Source organism: Reyranella sp. (genome assembly GCF_965227665.1).
In the GTDB taxonomy this organism is placed as follows: domain Bacteria; phylum Pseudomonadota; class Alphaproteobacteria; order Reyranellales; family Reyranellaceae; genus Reyranella.
This window is the reverse complement of record NZ_OZ245767.1, coordinates 1,773,390-1,789,342: the sequence shown is the minus strand read 5'-3', so window position 1 is coordinate 1,789,342 and position 15,953 is coordinate 1,773,390. Positions and strand designations below refer to the sequence as shown.

General features: G+C 66.9%; 20 protein-coding genes and 1 other annotated feature. Of the genes, 9 read left to right on the top strand and 11 right to left on the bottom strand.

Annotation, left to right across the window (positions count from 1 at the left end; genetic code table 11):
• Positions 1 to 4: 4 nt before the first annotated feature.
• The 3 genes from ACO07I_RS08625 to ACO07I_RS08615 are packed head-to-tail and all read right to left on the bottom strand — an operon-like array spanning position 5 to position 1,919.
• On the bottom strand, positions 5 to 538 hold the full coding sequence (locus ACO07I_RS08625; protein WP_422016300.1) for a class I SAM-dependent methyltransferase: 534 nt from the start codon (positions 536 to 538) through the stop codon (positions 5 to 7).
• A gap of 30 nt (positions 539 to 568) precedes the next feature.
• Positions 569 to 1,465 (bottom strand): NAD(P)/FAD-dependent oxidoreductase, encoded by an 897-nt coding sequence (locus ACO07I_RS08620; RefSeq protein WP_422016298.1) that lies wholly within the window; start codon positions 1,463 to 1,465, stop codon positions 569 to 571.
• Positions 1,455 to 1,919, bottom strand: coding sequence for an Rrf2 family transcriptional regulator (locus ACO07I_RS08615; protein ID WP_422016296.1), 465 nt, complete (start codon positions 1,917 to 1,919; stop codon positions 1,455 to 1,457). Before ACO07I_RS08615 ends, ACO07I_RS08620 begins: the two co-directional genes overlap by 11 nt.
• A 192-nt stretch (positions 1,920 to 2,111) precedes the next feature.
• On the opposite strand from ACO07I_RS08615, the gene ACO07I_RS08610 reads away from it, so the two are divergent.
• From ACO07I_RS08610 to ACO07I_RS08600, 3 genes are all read left to right on the top strand, one after another.
• Positions 2,112 to 2,759: a cell envelope biogenesis protein TolA gene (locus tag ACO07I_RS08610; protein WP_422016294.1), complete on the top strand. Its 648-nt coding sequence runs from the start codon at positions 2,112 to 2,114 to the stop codon at positions 2,757 to 2,759.
• 125 nt (positions 2,760 to 2,884) lie between these two features.
• A complete protein-coding gene (locus tag ACO07I_RS08605) occupies positions 2,885 to 3,388 on the top strand; it encodes a hypothetical protein (RefSeq protein WP_422016292.1) in 504 nt (167 codons plus the stop codon).
• Positions 3,389 to 3,463: 75 nt separating this feature from the next.
• Complete coding sequence (locus tag ACO07I_RS08600) at positions 3,464 to 4,054, top strand: hypothetical protein (RefSeq protein ID WP_422016290.1); 591 nt, start codon at positions 3,464 to 3,466, stop codon at positions 4,052 to 4,054.
• 55 nt (positions 4,055 to 4,109) lie between these two features.
• Here ACO07I_RS08600 and ACO07I_RS08595 read toward each other — a convergent pair whose 3' ends face one another.
• The 7 genes from ACO07I_RS08595 to ACO07I_RS08565 all read right to left on the bottom strand — a co-directional run bounded on the left by ACO07I_RS08595 (position 4,110) and on the right by ACO07I_RS08565 (position 8,975).
• On the bottom strand, positions 4,110 to 4,313 hold the full coding sequence (locus tag ACO07I_RS08595; protein ID WP_422016288.1) for a hypothetical protein: 204 nt from the start codon (positions 4,311 to 4,313) through the stop codon (positions 4,110 to 4,112).
• A 330-nt stretch (positions 4,314 to 4,643) separates the two neighbouring features.
• A complete protein-coding gene (locus tag ACO07I_RS08590) occupies positions 4,644 to 4,934 on the bottom strand; it encodes a hypothetical protein (protein ID WP_422016286.1) in 291 nt (96 codons plus the stop codon).
• A 1-nt stretch (position 4,935) separates the two neighbouring features.
• Positions 4,936 to 5,286 carry a hypothetical protein gene (locus ACO07I_RS08585; RefSeq protein ID WP_422016284.1) on the bottom strand — a complete coding sequence of 117 codons (351 nt, stop codon included), beginning with the start codon at positions 5,284 to 5,286 and terminating at the stop codon, positions 4,936 to 4,938.
• Positions 5,287 to 5,793: 507 nt separating this feature from the next.
• Positions 5,794 to 6,117 carry a nitrile hydratase accessory protein gene (locus tag ACO07I_RS08580; RefSeq protein WP_422016282.1) on the bottom strand — a complete coding sequence of 108 codons (324 nt, stop codon included), beginning with the start codon at positions 6,115 to 6,117 and terminating at the stop codon, positions 5,794 to 5,796.
• Positions 6,114 to 6,773: a nitrile hydratase subunit beta gene (gene nthB, locus ACO07I_RS08575; RefSeq protein ID WP_422016280.1), complete on the bottom strand. Its 660-nt coding sequence runs from the start codon at positions 6,771 to 6,773 to the stop codon at positions 6,114 to 6,116. Before nthB ends, ACO07I_RS08580 begins: the two co-directional genes overlap by 4 nt.
• Positions 6,770 to 7,423: a nitrile hydratase subunit alpha gene (nthA, locus tag ACO07I_RS08570; protein ID WP_422016278.1), complete on the bottom strand. Its 654-nt coding sequence runs from the start codon at positions 7,421 to 7,423 to the stop codon at positions 6,770 to 6,772. Before nthA ends, nthB begins: the two co-directional genes overlap by 4 nt.
• Before the next feature lie 73 nt (positions 7,424 to 7,496).
• The gene (locus ACO07I_RS08565; RefSeq protein ID WP_422016276.1) at positions 7,497 to 8,975 is read right to left on the bottom strand and encodes a SulP family inorganic anion transporter; all 1,479 of its coding nucleotides are present in this window, start codon (positions 8,973 to 8,975) and stop codon (positions 7,497 to 7,499) included.
• 81 nt (positions 8,976 to 9,056) lie between these two features.
• Positions 9,057 to 9,112, bottom strand: a sequence feature (sul1 is cis-regulatory element that is thought to sense ions involved in sulfur or methionine metabolism; They are found in Alphaproteobacteria).
• Between the two features lie 204 nt (positions 9,113 to 9,316).
• Between ACO07I_RS08565 and ACO07I_RS08560 the strand changes: the two genes are divergently transcribed.
• Positions 9,317 to 9,538, top strand: coding sequence for a hypothetical protein (locus ACO07I_RS08560; RefSeq protein WP_422018199.1), 222 nt, complete (start codon positions 9,317 to 9,319; stop codon positions 9,536 to 9,538).
• Between the two features lie 17 nt (positions 9,539 to 9,555).
• Positions 9,556 to 9,906 carry an ethanolamine utilization protein gene (locus tag ACO07I_RS08555; protein WP_422016274.1) on the top strand — a complete coding sequence of 117 codons (351 nt, stop codon included), beginning with the start codon at positions 9,556 to 9,558 and terminating at the stop codon, positions 9,904 to 9,906.
• On the opposite strand, the gene ACO07I_RS08550 is transcribed toward ACO07I_RS08555, so the two are convergent.
• On the bottom strand, positions 9,872 to 11,020 hold the full coding sequence (locus ACO07I_RS08550; protein ID WP_422016272.1) for an alpha/beta hydrolase family esterase: 1,149 nt from the start codon (positions 11,018 to 11,020) through the stop codon (positions 9,872 to 9,874). The genes ACO07I_RS08555 and ACO07I_RS08550 overlap by 35 nt on opposite strands.
• A gap of 291 nt (positions 11,021 to 11,311) precedes the next feature.
• On the opposite strand from ACO07I_RS08550, the gene ACO07I_RS08545 reads away from it, so the two are divergent.
• The 4 genes from ACO07I_RS08545 (at position 11,312) to ACO07I_RS08530 (ending at position 15,931) form a co-directional block, all read left to right on the top strand.
• A complete protein-coding gene (locus ACO07I_RS08545; RefSeq protein WP_422016270.1) occupies positions 11,312 to 11,686 on the top strand; it encodes a hypothetical protein in 375 nt (124 codons plus the stop codon).
• A 14-nt stretch (positions 11,687 to 11,700) separates the two neighbouring features.
• Positions 11,701 to 12,237: a sigma-70 family RNA polymerase sigma factor gene (locus ACO07I_RS08540; RefSeq protein WP_422016268.1), complete on the top strand. Its 537-nt coding sequence runs from the start codon at positions 11,701 to 11,703 to the stop codon at positions 12,235 to 12,237.
• A gap of 92 nt (positions 12,238 to 12,329) precedes the next feature.
• On the top strand, positions 12,330 to 13,322 hold the full coding sequence (locus ACO07I_RS08535; RefSeq protein WP_422016266.1) for a FecR family protein: 993 nt from the start codon (positions 12,330 to 12,332) through the stop codon (positions 13,320 to 13,322).
• A gap of 143 nt (positions 13,323 to 13,465) precedes the next feature.
• Positions 13,466 to 15,931 carry a TonB-dependent siderophore receptor gene (locus ACO07I_RS08530; protein ID WP_422016264.1) on the top strand — a complete coding sequence of 822 codons (2,466 nt, stop codon included), beginning with the start codon at positions 13,466 to 13,468 and terminating at the stop codon, positions 15,929 to 15,931.
• The last annotated feature ends 22 nt before the right edge of the window (positions 15,932 to 15,953 follow it).

Here is a 15,953-nt window from a genome sequence, read left to right as displayed (position 1 = left end):
GGAATCAGGCGCGTGAGATCCAGCCTCGGAACGAGAAGCCGGCGTAGAAGAGGGCGGCGCCGGAGAAACCCGCTTCGCGCTGGACCGCCACCTCGTCGTCGGCGGACAGCAGCGGCAAGTGCTCCGCCATCTTCTCGGCCCAGAGGCGTGCGCGTTGGACGTCGGCGCCCGGTCCGCCCGCGAAGGCCGCCGATCGCGCGAGCCACGTGGTCGCCTCGCCGCCGTTCGACACACTGTGATGCGCCACGACCAGCGGCGCGCTGTCGACGAAGCCCTGCCGGAGATCGACGCGCGCGCCCAGCGGCCCCAGTACGCGGCGCGCCAGGTCGAGCATTGCGGCCGAAGGATCGACGCCGACGAGACGCCAGTCCGGCTGCGCCCCGGCGAAGGCCTTCAGTTCGAGGCCGCCGCCGGCGCCCACGACCAGCATGTCCGCCGCCGCGGGCGCGCGCTCCGCCAGCAGGAGCATGGCCATGCGATGCAGGTCGGCGAAGCCGGGCACCTTGCGCGGCATGGCCGCGACATAGTCCGCGATCATGGCCGGGTCGGTGAAGGGCGGGAGGCGTGTTCATCCGCCGAACACGAGCGCGCGGTGGAGGGACGTGCCGGCGGTGACACCGTCGGCCACCGCCCAGCTCACGCTGTGTGGTGCGCGTGCGATGTCTCCGGCGGCATAGAGGCCGGGCACGCTCGTCATCCTGTCGCCGTCCGTGCGGACGATGGGACCCACCGGCCCCTCGTCGATTGCGACACCGAGCTGTTCGGCGATCGGGCTGGCCAGGCAGGAGTGCGGCGCGACGTAGAGCGCGGCGAGCTCACGCACGTGGCCATCCGCGAACGCCACGCCGGACAGGGCGCTTCCCTCGCCGACCAGGCGCTGCAACCTGCCGCGTTCGACCGACACACCATGTCGCGCGAGCATTTCCGCACTTTCGGGCGCGAGGTCCGCGCCGTTCATGAACAGGGTCGTCGGCCCCCATTCCGCGACCAGGCAGGCCTGGTGCACCGACAGGGGGGTGCGAAACAGCACCCCGAGCGGCCGGTCGCTGAATTCGAAACCGTGGCAGTAGGGACAATGCAGCACCGTCCGGCCCCAGCGTTCCGCCAGACCCGGGATCGGCTCCAGCGTGTCGCGCAGCCCGAAGGCGAGGATCGCCTTGTGGGCCGCGATCTCCTCGCCGCTGGCCAGCGCGACGGTGAACCCGTCGCCCCGGACGCTGGCCGTGGCGGCCTCGCCCTCGACCAAGGTTACGCCGGGATAGGCCGCGAGCTGCGACCGCGCCCGGGCGAGGATCGCCGAAGGCTCGCTGCCGTCCGACCCCAGGAAACCATGCGAGGCCGCGGCGAAGCGGTTGCGCGGCTGGCCGGCATCGATCACGCACACGCGGCGGCGGGCGCGGGCGAGGTAGGTGGCGGCGGCGAGCCCGGCGAAGGCGCCTCCGACGATGACGGCGTCATGCTGCATGGTTTTTCTCCAGGTCGGTCGACCCGCCGCGTTTGGCGAGGCGCTTGTGAAAGTCGGCGCTCAGCGCCGCGAGGGTAAGAGCCCCGAAGCGGTGCAGCAGCAGCGCTTCGGCCTCGTCGAAGGCGTCGCCGAGGGCGGCGTTCACCGCCTGCTCGACGAGGCAGCCGGGCGCCTCGGTGCGGTTGCCCATGGCCAGCAGCGCAGGCCGGCCGAGCGCCTCGTAAACGTCGAGCAGGGTGACGGCGCGGAGATCGCAGGCGATCGTCCAGCCGCCGCCATGGCCTTTCTCGGACTGAACGAAGCCGCGCTCGCGCAGGCCGGCCATGAGGCGGCGGATCACCACCGGATTGGTGCCCATGGCGCGCGCCAGCATCTCGGACGTCATCGGAACCGGATGCTCCGCCATGTGCAGCAGGACGTGCAGCACGCCCGACAGTCGGCTGTCTCTTCTCATGAAACTTCATATGTTGCGAGTCATCTCGGGTTTCAAGCCATTCTCGTACTGCCCAGGCAACAAACGAAATAAACGAAATAAACGAAACAGTCGAAACGGATGTCGCACCTCGCGGCGCCGGTAACATGGTACCTCACGGGCAACCGGCGGCGACCCCGAAGCGTTTCTGCGGCTTCGGGAGGGAGCGCAAGGATGGCGCGGAAGCTCAAGGCGTTCACGACCTCGGCGGGCTTCTTCGATCTCGCGGTGTCGGCGCCGTCGATGAAGGCGGCGCTCGAAGCCTGGGGTGCCGGGGCCAATCTGTTTAACCAGGGCTTTGCGCAGCAGACCGACGATCCGGCGATCGTGAAGGCCACGATGGCGCAGCCCGGCCTCGTGTTGCGGCGGCCGGTCGGCACCGATCAGCCCTTCCGCGAGGAGGCCGAGGCGTCGGAGGCGCCGTTCGAGGGCCGGGCTGCGAAGACGCCCGGACCTGCCCAGCGCAAGCCCGCCCGCCCGCAACGCAAGCCCGTCGCCGAACAACCGCCGAACCGCAAGGAGGAGCGCGCCGCCGCGCGGGCCTTCGAGCGGGAACGCGCGCGGCGCGAACGGCAGGAGCGGCAGGAGGCCGCCGACCGTCGCACGGAAGCGGCGCGGCGGGAGCGCGCTCTTGCCGCCGCGACGGCGGGGCTCGAAAAGGCCGAGGCGCGCCACGAGGCCCTCGTCGCGGAGATCGAAAAGGCGCGGGCGGCGCTGGACGCGAAGGCCGATCGTGAAGCCGGGCGCTGGCGGCGCGAGCGGGAGAGCCTGGAAGAGGCGCTGCGCGCGGCACGCGTGCCGCGTCACCTGCGGGCGGTCTGATCCGACCGCAACCTTTTGTGCGGGTTCGCGTTTTCCCGGTCGGCTCAAAAAGGGGGAAGGATGCGCGGGCCCGTACCATCCATATCATCACCTGTATCCACATACCGTTCGGTGAGGGGCTGCCCATGAGCGGCAGCCACGGCCGGCGGCTCGACTGGTCGGCCTTCTTCCAGGTCGTGCCGGAGCCGCACGGCGTTCGCATCCGTCTCGCGACGGCCGACGCCGCGTCACCGGCGGCACTGACGGCGGAGAAGCGCGTGCTCCGACTGATCCGCGCGAAGCTGGATTCCGAGCGGTTCGCCCTGCGACGCTCCTTCGCGACCGGCCCCACGATCATCGAATGCGTGTTCGAGTCCGCTGCCCTCGCGGACGCGCTCGCGCAGGAGATCGGCGCCGAGCCGGTGGTGGGCGTACCCGGCTGGTCGAGCGCGCGCAGCCTGGTCGCCGACGAGCGGACGCTGCGGCAGCTGCTGAAGCAGGGGGCCGCCGCGCCGCGCGACCCCGCCCCGCCGAACGAGATGGCCGTGCCGCGGCAAGACCCGGTCGTCGAGGCGAAGTCGCGGCTGCAGCGCATGTCGCTGGAGGAGCAGGCCGCGGCGCTGTTCAAGTCGATGACGCGGGTGTCCTGAGGTCCATCGCCTCTACCATGCAACGTCGGGACGCCTGAGCCATTACGCCGCCATAAGCCAGGATGGAGGCGTCAGATGAACATCGAACAGCGCAACGAACTTCTGCAGCAGATGCTCGAAACCGAGTTGGGCGGGGTCAAGGTCTATGAAACGGCCCTGACCTGCGTGCTCAACGACGAACTGAAGGAGGAGTGGACGAAGTATCTTGAGCAGACGACGCGGCACGTCGAGATCGTGACGACGCTGATGTCGGACTTGGGCGTCCCGCCCGCTGAGACGCCCGGCCGCGAGGTCGTGCGGCACATCGCTGGCTCGCTCGTGGCCGCGATGAAGCTCGCCAAGGGCACGGCGCCGCCGGAAGCGGCGGAGATCGTGGCCTGCGAGTGCGTGGTCCACGCCGAGACCAAGGACCACTCGAACTGGGAGCTGCTGACCCTCTATGCCGAGGCGGCTCGCGGCGCCGAGAAGAAGGCGATCCAGGCGGCGCTCGACGAGGTCGAGGACGAGGAGGATGAGCACCTCTACCACTCCAAGGGATGGTGCCGCGAACTGGCGATCGCCTCGCTCGGCATGAAGGCGGTGCTGCCGCCGCCGGAAGAGCAGAAGGACGTGAAGACCGCCATTGGCGCTTCGCGCGCCGAGATGGCTCGCAAGGAACTGCTGTAGGCAAGGCTGCTGTAGATCCTCCCGAAGCCCCGCCGGTCGAACGGCGGGGCTTTTTCTAGCGGGGTGGCGGGCGTGGATCGTTCGGCGGGCGACGATAGGCCCGTTCGATCTCTGCCTGCACCGCGTCGCGCGCCTCGCCGGGAACGGTCCGCAGGGGCGGCGCCTCACGCGTCAGGACGAAGGTCGTGGTGCCGCGGGTCCAGACCGTGTGCAAGGGATCGACGAGGTCGACCCCGTCGTAATGGGTGTGGAGACGCATCATACCCGCCCGCGCCGCTTCGACCGCGCGGCTGTTGCCTGGCGCAGCACATAGGGAGTGTGCGCGAAGAGACCGCCGAAGTGCCGCGACATGTAGCTGGTGAGTTTGAAGTTCAGGCCGAGAGGGTAAGCACCGTCGCGGCCGGTCGGGTGAGCCTTTCGCCGACTATCCCCTTCATTGACGTAGAACGCAGCGTCTGTGTGGGGCGTTGCGTGCCCGGCGGAGTGCGGTCAATGCGGAAGCTGGCAGGTCGTCGAGACGATAAGGAGAGTCTGTCATGGCCACGCCGCCAGCCGTATGCTGGCGGCGCGATCTTCTTCGGTAGCGAGATCAGCCTTTCCGAGCTTCAGCCCGCTTGACTCTATAGTTCTGAAGGTACTCACGCGCCTGCAGCTTGCGCACTTGCAGCTCAAGAAACTCGACCTCTGCACGCAGCGCGGCAATGTCAGTATCAGGCTTCTTCGTAGGCTGGTCGGTCATCTTCATCTCCACTTGATTTTGTTGAACGGGCTCGAAAGGCTTTTCGCCGGACGCCGATACGGACGAAAGCTTGGAGGGTGCTTTGTCATCAGACTTCCGCTTGAACAGTCGTCCGACACGGAAACGGCGGGGCTTCTTCATTTCACTTCATTTCTGCGAGGCGCAGTTCTTCGGCGCGGTTACAGGCATCGGCTGCACCCTTGTATTGCTTCAGGTCCAGATATGCACGCGCCAAGAATTCATAGTGCGCCGGCTTCTTGTATTCGGCCTTGGCGACGATCTTGAGCAGGTGGCGGGCGGCCGAACGTTGCTGGATCGCGACAAGAGCGCGAACCGCCAGGCACGTCGCCTCGAGCCGAACGGCGCGGTCCGTCTTCATGCCTGCGATCTGCTCGTAGGTGCGCGTCGTCTCATCCCAATCGCCGCGAGCAAACGACTGTCGGAGTTCTCCGATCAGTTGCTTCCCGAGTTCGACCTCTTCCTCTTTACTCACCGTAGCCCCCGATCTCATAACAACCTATTAAGCTTGCACTGAAAAGCGCAAAGAGAGGCACTTCGCCAGATGGATCTTTGCCGTCGATCAGTCTCACAGTCCGCGATACCGAAAGCGTGTTGCCATCGCCATGCCTCGGACGTGATCTAGCGCAATTCGTGCCATCCTGACTACTACTCAAAGACTTAGGTCGACCCTTGGATGCCGCTGATTCTACCACTTTGGGGGAATATCTCGCCAGGCCACACAAGGCCGTGCCGTATGTAACCAAAGTATCTTTAAACTTTTTGCACCTGCATCCCGACTTTGTGTATCGCCCCATCGAGATTCACCCGCAGGAGGCGCGGGACAAGCCTGGTGAGTGTTGAGGGTGAACAAATCTCTCCCGTCATGAACTCCGTTTGATCACCATCTGCCCAATCCCTGCTCACTGCGCCTTCAGTCTGTCCGGAAATCGTCGGGCCTGAGGTCGATCGTCTGGCCATGCGGTGTGTGATCCGCGGCATGCTACCAAGCGCGAACGTAGCGATCGATGATTTCGGGCGAGGCGATGCCCTTGCGTGCGACCAGCCGTTCCAGCGCAGTGAGCCAGTGGCTGTAGTAGGTCGTGCCGTCGTCGGGATCGCCCCGGGCGATGGCGGCCTCGATCTGGGTACCGAGTTCGCCGGCCCATTCATTCCAGGTGAAGACGCCGCGCTGCTGCAGGCTGAGCGCGATCGCGAAAGCCTGGGCCTGCCACGGTTCGGCAAAGACCGGCGCTTCGCCCTCGCAGGGAATGCCGGGCACCGTCTCCAGGACCGCGCGGACCGAAACTGAATCCGATGACATCATGCCGGCTCCAGATAAGGTTCGAACGCCTCGATGGAGACGGTGCTGCCCGCCTCCGCGTCGGGGCCCCACAGTTCCCGGCTGTCGAACACCACCGTGTAGAGCCATTCGCCGCGCGCGACGCCGGACTCGACCACCGCATCGGGAAAGGTGTGGCAGCCCTGGATACGCTCGATCGTGCCCAGGCGGCCGCGCGCGAAGCGCGGCAGACGCGTGTGGGAGCGGGGATGGATGTTGCGCGCGCGCACCTTCTGTCCGACCGCGAACAGGGCGGGTGCGGGGGGCGGTTGGTCGTGGTTGGGCCGGCCCACGGCGGCGCCGGCCTGCGGCCCCGACAGCGGCTTGCGCTTCAGCGGCCGGCCCGGTTCGTTCGAATGGCCGCTCGCCAGTTCGGCTTCCGACACGAGCCCTCGGTCGAGGCAGAGCCGTTCGAGCCGGAGGAACCATTTCCTGTAGTAGGACGAGGAGAGATAGACCGCGGGCGGCAGCGTCTCGATCCAGTAGCGGCCGACATCGATGTTCCATTCGCCGGCCGAGCCCATGACCCGGTTGAGCGCGAAGGCGCGGGCCTGCCAGTCGGCGTGAAAGGGCACCTCGTGCGGGTCGGGCGCGACCTTGCCGAAGCCGTCCATACCGCCCATGTCGTGCACGCCGTTCATGACGCGGCCTCGTTCGCGGCCTTCGGGAACCCCGTGCCGATCATCGAATCGCGGGTGACGAGGGCGGCGAGCTTCTCCTCGGACCAGCCCTCGGTCGCGGCGGGTCGCATCGGCAGAACGATGAACCGCGTCTCCGCCGTCGAGTCCCACACGCGCACGGTCGTCTCGTCGGGAAGGGTCACGCCGAAATCGGCCAACACCTTGCGCGGCTCCTTGATCGTGCGGGCGCGGTAGGGCGCCGACTTGTACCAGGCCGGCGGCAGGCCCAGCAGGTCCCACGGGTAGCAGGAGCACAGGGTGCAGACGATCATGTTGTGCGAGGTGGGCGTATTCTCCACGGCGATCAGGTGGTCGCCGACCTTCTGCTGGAGACCCAGCCGGGCGATCGCCTTGCTGGCATCGGCAATCAGTGCCGCCTTGAAGTCCGCATCGACCCAGGCCCGAGCCACGACCTGCGCGCCGATATGCGGCCCGATCTTCGTCTCGTAGGTCTCGATGATCGAATCGAGCGCGGCCGGATCGACATAGCCCTTCTCGGTCAGGATGGTTTCGAGGGCGCGGACGCGAAGCTGCATCTCCGAAAGCTCGGAGCCGTGTTCGTGGTCATGTTGATCCTCGTGCCCGTGCTCATGGTCGTGACTGCCCGACATTGCGCCTCCTCGCTCCGAGGCGCGCAGGGTACTTCATACCGCCGCGTCGATACAAACCTCCCCGTCGGCGCCGTTAGTGCGGCACGACCCCCAGCTCGACGCCGGTCTTGTCGTGCAGGGCGAAGCGGTCGATGAGGTCGGCGCTGGCCTCGTTGTAGCCGATGACCTTCACCTCCGAGCCGTCCCGGCGCAGGCGGGCAACGATCTTGTCGAGCGCGCCGACACCGGAAATGTCCCAGAAATGCGCCGATGACACGTCGATGGTCACGGCGCGCCCCGGCTCGGACCGGAAGGCGCGAGTGAAGCGGTCGACGGAGGCAAAGAAGATCTCACCGCTGATGCGATAGGTGACCGTGCCGCCGCTATCGCTGCGTTCGACTGCGAACATGCGGCGGACCTTGCCCGCGAAGAAGATGCCGGAGAGCAGCACACCCGCCAGCACGCCCTGGGCCAGGTCACGGGTGAAGACGACGACACAGACCGTCACGATCATCACCACGCTCGAGGTCGGCGGATGACGACGCAGATTGGGGATCGAGTTCCAACTGAAGGTGCCGATCGACACCATGATCATGACGGCGACCAACGCCGGCATCGGGATGCGGCCGACCAGTGACCCCAGGACCGCGAGGAGGAACAGCAGTGCGGCGCCCGCGACGAAGGTCGAGAGGCGCGTGCGCCCGCCCGACGTTACATTGATCACGGACTGGCCAATCATCGCGCAACCGCCCATCCCGCCGACGAGGGCGGCGGCGATGTTGGCACCGCCCTGGCCGAGGCACTCGCGGCGCTTGTCGCTATCGGTATCCGTCATGTCGTCGACGATCTGCGCCGTCAGCATCGATTCGAGCAGGCCGACCGCTGCCATGGTGAGCGAATAGGGCAGGATGATCTGCAGCGTTTCCCAGGTGAGCGGCACCTGCGGCAAGGCGAGGCTCGGCAGCGCCTCGGGCAGCTTGCCCATGTCGCCCACCGTATGAACCGGCAGGCCAAAGCCGATGCTGACCGCCGCCAGCACGACGATGGCCACGAGCGGCGAGGGGACGAGGGTGGTGAGGCGCGGCAGCAGGTAGATGATGGCGAGGCCGGCGGCGATCATCGCATAGGTGTGCCACGACACGCCGACCAGCTGCGGGATCTGCGCCATGAAGATCAGGATGGCCAGCGCATTGACGAAGCCGGTGATCACCGAGCGCGAGACGAACTGCATCAGCAGGTCGAGGCGCAGTAAGCCCGCCACAATCTGGATCAGGCCCATCAGGATGGTGGCGGCAAACAGGTAATCGACGCCGTGGTCGCGCACCAGCGGCGTGACCACGACGGCGACCGCGGCGGTGGCTGCCGAGATCATGCCCGGCCGTCCGCCCAACAGGGAGATGACGATGGCGATCGCGACCGAGGCCCACAGGCCGACCCTGGGATCGACGCCGGCGATGATCGAGAAGCCGATGGCTTCCGGGATGAGGGCGAGGGCCACGACCAGGCCCGCGAGGAAATCGCGGCGCGCCTGGCCGAGGCTCCCGAACCATTGAGACTTGAAGCTGTTGGACATTGGAGATCGCTGAACAGGCACAGGGGGCCGCGAGCTTCCTCGCCTGCGGGCGAAGAGGGCGTGTGGAGCGTTCCCTGCGAGAGTTGCCCGGCGGATCGGCGGCCGGAATAGCCACCCGGAGTTTCACCGGGTCCATGCGAGTGAGCGGGTGCGTAGACCACGCCCGGCCATCCAATGCAATCCCAATGCCATGGAGACACGGGCTGCAACTTTCACAATCCGGAAACGTTCAACGGCGCACGTTCATGGAGGAGCACGCGATGGCTGCGAAGAAGAAGGTCGCGAAGAAGGCGGCGAAGAAAAAGGTCGCCAGGAAGAAGGTCGCCGCCAAGAAGAAAGTCGTGACGAAGAAAGTCGCCAGGAAGAAGACGGAACGCAAGACCGCGGCCAAGCGCGAACTCATTGATACCGGCACCAACAAGCTGTTCGTGCGCCGCAATGCCCGCGGCACCTCCTTCAAGGAAGTCGAGGACGTGGGCCGCTCGCTGACCGCCGATCGCCGTCGCAAGGCCAAGACCGTGTCCAAGCCCGGCCAGGGCGACAAGGGCGATCGCCGCCGCTAAATCCTTAAAGGCCGTTCATGAAAGTTCGAAAATTCGGACTGGGCGACGCGTCGCTCGAACGCTCGCCGGGACAACAGGGCGACATCTACGCGGGCAACGTGATCGACCAGCGCCATGGCGGTCCGATCACGATCGGCTATGGCCGGTATGGCCCCAACCAGCGTCTCGAAGAGACCATGGCGGTCGACGACGTCATGCTGATCCTCGAGGGGCGGATCTCCGTCACGAGTCGCAGCAGCACCGTTACGGCCGGCCCGGGCGAGTTCATCTACATGCCCCGGGGCGAAGCGGTTATCATCCTCTCGCACGAGCAGGGCGCCTTGACGGCCTATGTCACCTATCCGCACTGGCAGGAAGCGCGGGGCTGACAGCCGATGCAGTTCGCGCGGAAAGCCTGTGCTCGAGAAAGAAGCGCACGAATTCGCGGCTGGCATCGGGCCCGCGCGGATCGGTGAAGGATCCGGCGGCGCTGCCGCCGGACCAGGCATGTCCCAGCCCCTCCAGCACCCACTGCTCGCCGATCGCACGCTCCTGCGCGTCGAGACGGATGGTGCGCGTGAAGGCGATGCCGGTCGCAGTGGCTCCCCGGGAAACTCGCGTCCCCGCGCCCGATCCACCCGATGCCTGTTCGCTGGCCTGGTCGCCATTGATCGGATTGACCGTCGTGTCGCGATCACCATGGAAAACGATCGTCGGGACCACGGGACCGGTCCGGACCGCAAGCCGTGCCGCCGGAGCGCCCTGCCGCATGGCCGAGAAGGCGGCATGCATGTCGCGCGCAGCGCCGCAGGCCAGGCCCGAATGGATGCCGACCGCGGCGTAGAGATCGGGATAGGTGGTGCCCATGATCGCTGCCGCCGCGCCGCCGGCGGAGAGACCCGCGACATAGACACGGTCTTCGTCGACGGCATGGTCGCGCAGGATCTGCCGTGTGACTTCGGCGATCAGTTGCGGTTCGCCCAGGTCGCGGATCTGGTCGCCCACCTTGAACCAGTTCCAGCACTTGTTCGGGTTTGCCGAGTTGGGCTGCTCGGGATAGGCGACGAGGAACATGTGGTCGTCGGCGAGTTCGTTCATGCGGGTGCCGGCGGCAAAGTCCTCGGGGGATTGGGTGCAGCCGTGAAGCATGACGATCAGGGGGAGCGGCTGTCCGTCGTAGCCCGCGGGGATGTAGAGCTTGAAGCGGCGACTGCCGTCCGCGTTGGCGACGGTGTGATACTCGAAGGACGATGTCCTTGTCGGCTTCGCGCTGCTCGCCACCGCAGGCCGGTGGGTCCAGGCACCCGTCGGCTCGTCCGGGGGCACGAGATCGATGATGGAAACGGGCAATCCCCCTTCGTGGGCGCGTTGAGCGGGGCTCAGTGCCGGCGATGTCTCCGCCGATCCTCCCCGCAGGACGGTCATCGCTTCGGCGAGTTTGCCCGCGCGCGTCAGACGCAACGCTTCGAACATGTCGGGACGGGGATCCAGGGAGAACAACATTGGGGGATACTTTCTGTACGCTACCGAAGGGTACTCTTGGAACGAATTGATCTGATGGGATCGCGAAGTCGCTCGCCCGCTTAGCTCGGCTCCGGCGGCCCGTGCCGCTTCGTTGTGGGTGGAAGGTGCTTCAGGCTCTGAAGCGAGGCAATGGTAACTGCGGACCACCGCTCCGAGTTGCCTGCGCCGGACGCGTTGTTTGCACGCATGCTTCGTGAGGACAAACGCTCGATAGGTGCAACTCCGGGCGTCCCTCCGGGTTGAACAGTCACCATTTCGAACTCGCACTCCGTGGAGGCCGTCCTGCACAAGCTTTTCGTCGCCGTCACCATCGGCGTCGTCGCGACCTCGACAGCAGCTCTTGCCGAGTCTTGGCGGGCGATGCCCATCCTCGCTTCAGAATCGCCGCTGCTGTGTCGGCAGGCCGACGTCTCGAAACTGTTCTTCGCGTTCGCGGACGCAGGCAACGACCTGTCGGTCAAGGCGGGCGAAGCGGATCCCTTCCTGGTGCCGGTATCGGCGGACGGTTCGATTGCAAAAACGATTGCCATCCCCGTCGGACGCAGGACCTTCACTGTCGATCTCACCGGCAACGCCAGGGGCCGCGACCTGCAGGTCTACAATCGCGACTACGCCTGCCTGTTCAAGCTCCAGCCCGTGCAATAGCGTATTCTTCGTAATTGCGAAGCATTCGCAATTACAATATCGTCCGGGGCGTGCCGCCCGAAACCACCACCCTGTATGTCGAGCATCGTGGCTCGCTGGTCGACTATGCGACCGGCATCGTGGGATCGCGCACCCAGGCGGAGGAGCTCGTGCAGGAAGCTTGGTTGCGCTTCGACGAAGTGGCGCGCCAGCGCTTCCTCGACGAACCGCTGGGGTACCTCTACCGAATCGTTCGCAATCTGGCGCTCGACGGCCGCCGCCGCAGCGCGCGCGAGACCGAGGCGCTGGCGAACGGCCTCGCCGAGGCGGTGACGACGCCCGGCGTCGCGGCCACGCCAGAGATGCTGACGCTCTACCGCGACGAACTCCGTCTGCTGGAGCAGGCGCTGGCCGAGCTACCGGCGCGCACGCGCCGCGCCTTCGAGATGCACAGGCTGGAGGGCTGCAAGCTTCGCGAGATCGCCGAGCGCCTCGGCATATCCCTGCCGCTGGCGCACAAGCTGGTATCGGACGCGATCGGGCACTGCAAGAAGCGGCTGGGCTGGAAATAATTCCGCCGCTTCGCATAAATCATTAGAAAACCGGACATACCGGGCGTTGGCAGTATGCGGGGCAGGTTTCCGTATCGGGAGGGATGGAGCGCGTGACGGATGCCGACGCCGAACGGGCCTCGAACGAAGCCACCGACTGGCTGATCCTCCTGCAGGAGGAGCCGGACGACGCCGAACTGCGTCGCCGCTTCGAGGAGTGGCTGAGGGCCCGGCCCCAGAACGAATCCGCCTGGGTCTCGATGCGCCGCTTTTCCGAGATGGCCGCCCTGCTGCCCGCCGCGCGCGAGGCCGGCGCCGTCGCAACGACGACGCGGGCCGGTGCGCAGATCCTGTCAACGAGGCCGCGGACCGCCGCTCGCCGCTGGGCGATGCCCGCGCTGGCACTCGCGGCGGCGGCCTGTCTTGCTCTGTGGGCGGGGCCTGCGATGCTCCTGCAATTGCGCGCCGATCACGCGACCGGGACTGCCGAGCTGCGCCAGGTCGATCTGCCCGACGGCAGCCGCGTGACCCTGGCGCCGGCCAGCGCCATCGCCGTCGCCATGGCCGACGACCAGCCGGGGCGCCGCGTGCAGCTTCTTTCGGGCGAGGCCTTCTTCCAGGTGCGGCCGGATCCCGCGCGACCCTTCCGGGTGACGGCGCGGGACGTCGAGGCGACGGTGCTGGGCACGCGGTTCGACGTCCGCCTCGGCAGCGACGATGTCGCCGTGTCGGTGGAGCAGGGCATCGTCGCCGTCGCCGCGGCCGGCGCGCCCCTCGAGAGTGCCGCGAAGCTCGTCGCCGGTCAGTTCGTGCGGGTCGCGAACGACGGCCTCACGACGCGGGGCAGCGAGCAGCCCGAGCTGGTCGCCGCCTGGCGCCAGGGTCAGCTCTATGCCCAGGAGACTCGCCTCGGAGACGCGATCGATCAGCTGCGTCGCTACTTCGCCGGCACGATCGTGCTGACCGACGGCAGGCTCGCCGAGCGCCGCATCACCGGCGCCTACAATCTCGCCGACCCTGAGGATGCATTGCGCGGCATGGCGCGCGTGCATGGCGCGAAGGTGCGCCGTGTGACCCCCTGGCTGCTGGTCGTGTCCGCCTCGTGACGACAGGTCACGCGCTCGAACGATTTTCTTAGAAAAGTCCGCGAGCCGCTCGTTGCCCCAGTGAAGGAACGAATGCGCTGCCCTCCATCGCACGTCGATGGTCAGCGTCCGATGTTCCTGCTCTGCGGGGAGATGTTGGGGCGATGGACAAGCGTTTGGGTTCTCTGGGCGTCACGGCGATGATGGGTACGTCCGCGATCACGATGGCACTGGCGGCGGGCGCGCCCCCCGCTGTCGCGCAATCGCCCGATGTGCAAACCGTCCAGGCGCCGGCACAACGCAGCTTCAACATCGGACCGCAGTCGCTGGCCAGCGCACTGCCGCTGTTCGGCCAGCAGTCCGGCCGCCAGATTTCCGCCGACGCCGCGCTCGTGCGCGGTCTCTCGACCCAGGGGGTGCAGGGGGCGATGAGTGTCGACGAGGCGATGCAGCGTCTGCTCGCCGGCACCGGACTCACCTACAGTCTGCTCGGCGGCACGACCATCGCGCTGCAGCGCGTCGGCCAGGCCCCGCTCGATCCCTCGACGCTTCAGCTCGATCCCGTCCAGGTGCAGGGCGTCTTCGCGGTTCCGTCGCAGGCGATGATCGACAACATCCCGCCCGCCTATGCCGGCGGGCAGGTGGCGACGGGCGGCCAGCTCGGTCTGCTCGGCAATCGCGACGTCATGGAAACGCCGTTCAACCAGACGAGCTACACCGCGCAGAAGGCGCAGGATCAGCAGGCGCAGACCATTCGCGACGTCCTCATCGACGATCCGTCGGTCCGCATCGTGCGGCCGACCGGCAACAACGGCGCGCAGAACATGATGATCCGCGGCTTCACGGTCGAGAGCATGGACATCGCCTATGGTGGACTCTACGGCCTGCTTCCGACCTATTCGATCGGCGTCGAGCTGGCCGAACGCATCGAAGTGCTCAAGGGGCCGAGCGCGATGCTGAACGGCATGTCGCCCAGCGGCGCGATCGGCGGCACGATCAACGTGGTCCCGAAGCGCGCCCACGACGAGCCGATGAACCGCGTCACGGCCGCCTACAGTTCGGCCGCGCAGTTCGGCGGCGCCGTCGATGTCGGCCGGCGCTTCGGCCCCGAGAAGGAGCTGGGCGTGCGCCTGAACGGCGCCTATCGCGCCGGCCAGACGGCGGTGATGTGGAACGCCGAGGAGTTGGGGCTCGGGACGATCGGCATCGACTATCGCGGCGACGGCTTCCGTCTGTCCCTGGATGGCGGCTACCAGTCCCAGTACATCAGCGGCGGTGTCGGCTATGTCAGCGTGGCTGCCGGCGCACCGGTGCCGGGCGTGCCCGACCTCAACAACAACTTCATTCTGCCGTGGAGCAAAACCTATTCGCAGGACCTGTTCGGTGCGCTGCGGGCCGAAGTCGATGTTTGGCCCGGCGTGACTCTCTATGGCGCCATCGGCGCGCACGACAATCGATGGAACTCGCTGTGGTCGGGAGATCCGATCGTCACGGGGCTCAACGGCAACAGTACGCAGACGCCGCTCAACAATACGTCATACGAGACGAAATGGACGAGCGAGATCGGCCTGCGCGGCGAGGCACAGACCGGTCCCGTCGGGCACACCTTTGCCGTGAGCGCGACGCGCTACCAGCAGGTGTACGGCTTCGGCCGCGGCATCGGCACCGCCTACGCCTCTAACATCTACACGCCGAACGTCGTCGCGCGTCCCAACATCACGGCCCAGTCGCCCCGCAAGTCGAGCACGCTGCAGCTCAACAGCTTCGCCGTCGCTGACACGCTTTCCTTCGCGCAGAAGCGCGTCCAACTCACCGTCGGCGCGCGCTACCAGCAGATCATGGGCGAGAACTTCAATCTTGCGATCGGCGCTCTCACCTCGGCCTACCTGCAGGACGCGATCAGCCCTTCGGTGGCGCTGGTCGTGCGCCCGTGGAAGGAGGTCTCGTTCTACGGCAACTTCATCCAGGGCCTGCAGCCGGGCACGGTCGTCGGCCCGACCTTCGTCAATGCCGGCCAGGTCTTCCCGCCCTATCAGTCGACCCAGTTCGAGTTCGGTACCAAGATCGACTGGGGCAAGTTCACCACGACGCTCAGCGCCTTCCAGATCAGCCAGCCGAGCGCCATCGCCAACGCCGCGACCAACACGCTCACGCAGAACGGCCTGCAGCGCAATCGCGGCATCGAGTTCAACGTGTTCGGCACGCCGACGGAGGGCGTGCGGCTGCTGGGCGGCGCAATGTTCCAGGAGGCGATCCTGGTCAGCACGGCGGGCGGCGTGAACGATGGCTGGCAGGCCGCCGGCGCGCCCAACGTGCAGGTCAACCTGGCGGGCGAATGGGACACGCCGTTCGTCCGCGGCCTGACGCTCGACGGGAGGGTCATCTACACCGGCACGCAGTATGTCGGCCTGACCAATCCGCGGCAGAGCATTCCGGACTGGGTGCGGTTCGACGTCGGCGCCCGTTACGTGATCGCGGACGCGAAGAGCCCGACCGGCAAGCCGGTGGTGATCCGCTTCAACGTCGAGAACCTGCTCGACACCAACTACTGGTCGATGGTGTCGTCCACCACGCGCCTCAACGTCGGCACGCCCCGCACTTTCCGGCTCGCCCTGACGGCGGATTTCTAGGGCTGACTGCACGCTCGCCGAC

Bases quoted from the DNA above. Each gene is read 5' to 3' on its own strand.
- ACO07I_RS08610 (WP_422016294.1), top strand. From the start codon at position 2,112: ATGGCGCGGAAGCTCAAGGCGTTCACGACCTCGGCGGGCTTCTTCGAT.
- ACO07I_RS08565 (WP_422016276.1), bottom strand. From the start codon at position 8,975: ATGTCCAACAGCTTCAAGTCTCAATGGTTCGGGAGCCTCGGCCAGGCG.
- ACO07I_RS08555 (WP_422016274.1), top strand. From the start codon at position 9,556: ATGAAAGTTCGAAAATTCGGACTGGGCGACGCGTCGCTCGAACGCTCG.
- ACO07I_RS08615 (WP_422016296.1), bottom strand. From the start codon at position 1,919: ATGAGAAGAGACAGCCGACTGTCGGGCGTGCTGCACGTCCTGCTGCAC.
- nthB (WP_422016280.1), bottom strand. From the start codon at position 6,773: ATGAACGGCGTGCACGACATGGGCGGTATGGACGGCTTCGGCAAGGTC.
- ACO07I_RS08580 (WP_422016282.1), bottom strand. From the start codon at position 6,117: ATGATGTCATCGGATTCAGTTTCGGTCCGCGCGGTCCTGGAGACGGTG.
- ACO07I_RS08625 (WP_422016300.1), bottom strand. From the start codon at position 538: ATGATCGCGGACTATGTCGCGGCCATGCCGCGCAAGGTGCCCGGCTTC.
- ACO07I_RS08620 (WP_422016298.1), bottom strand. From the start codon at position 1,465: ATGCAGCATGACGCCGTCATCGTCGGAGGCGCCTTCGCCGGGCTCGCC.
- nthA (WP_422016278.1), bottom strand. From the start codon at position 7,423: ATGTCGGGCAGTCACGACCATGAGCACGGGCACGAGGATCAACATGAC.
- ACO07I_RS08530 (WP_422016264.1), top strand. From the start codon at position 13,466: ATGGACAAGCGTTTGGGTTCTCTGGGCGTCACGGCGATGATGGGTACG.
- ACO07I_RS08550 (WP_422016272.1), bottom strand. From the start codon at position 11,020: ATGTTGTTCTCCCTGGATCCCCGTCCCGACATGTTCGAAGCGTTGCGT.
- ACO07I_RS08595 (WP_422016288.1), bottom strand. From the start codon at position 4,313: ATGCGTCTCCACACCCATTACGACGGGGTCGACCTCGTCGATCCCTTG.
- ACO07I_RS08600 (WP_422016290.1), top strand. From the start codon at position 3,464: ATGAACATCGAACAGCGCAACGAACTTCTGCAGCAGATGCTCGAAACC.
- ACO07I_RS08590 (WP_422016286.1), bottom strand. From the start codon at position 4,934: ATGAAGAAGCCCCGCCGTTTCCGTGTCGGACGACTGTTCAAGCGGAAG.
- ACO07I_RS08605 (WP_422016292.1), top strand. From the start codon at position 2,885: ATGAGCGGCAGCCACGGCCGGCGGCTCGACTGGTCGGCCTTCTTCCAG.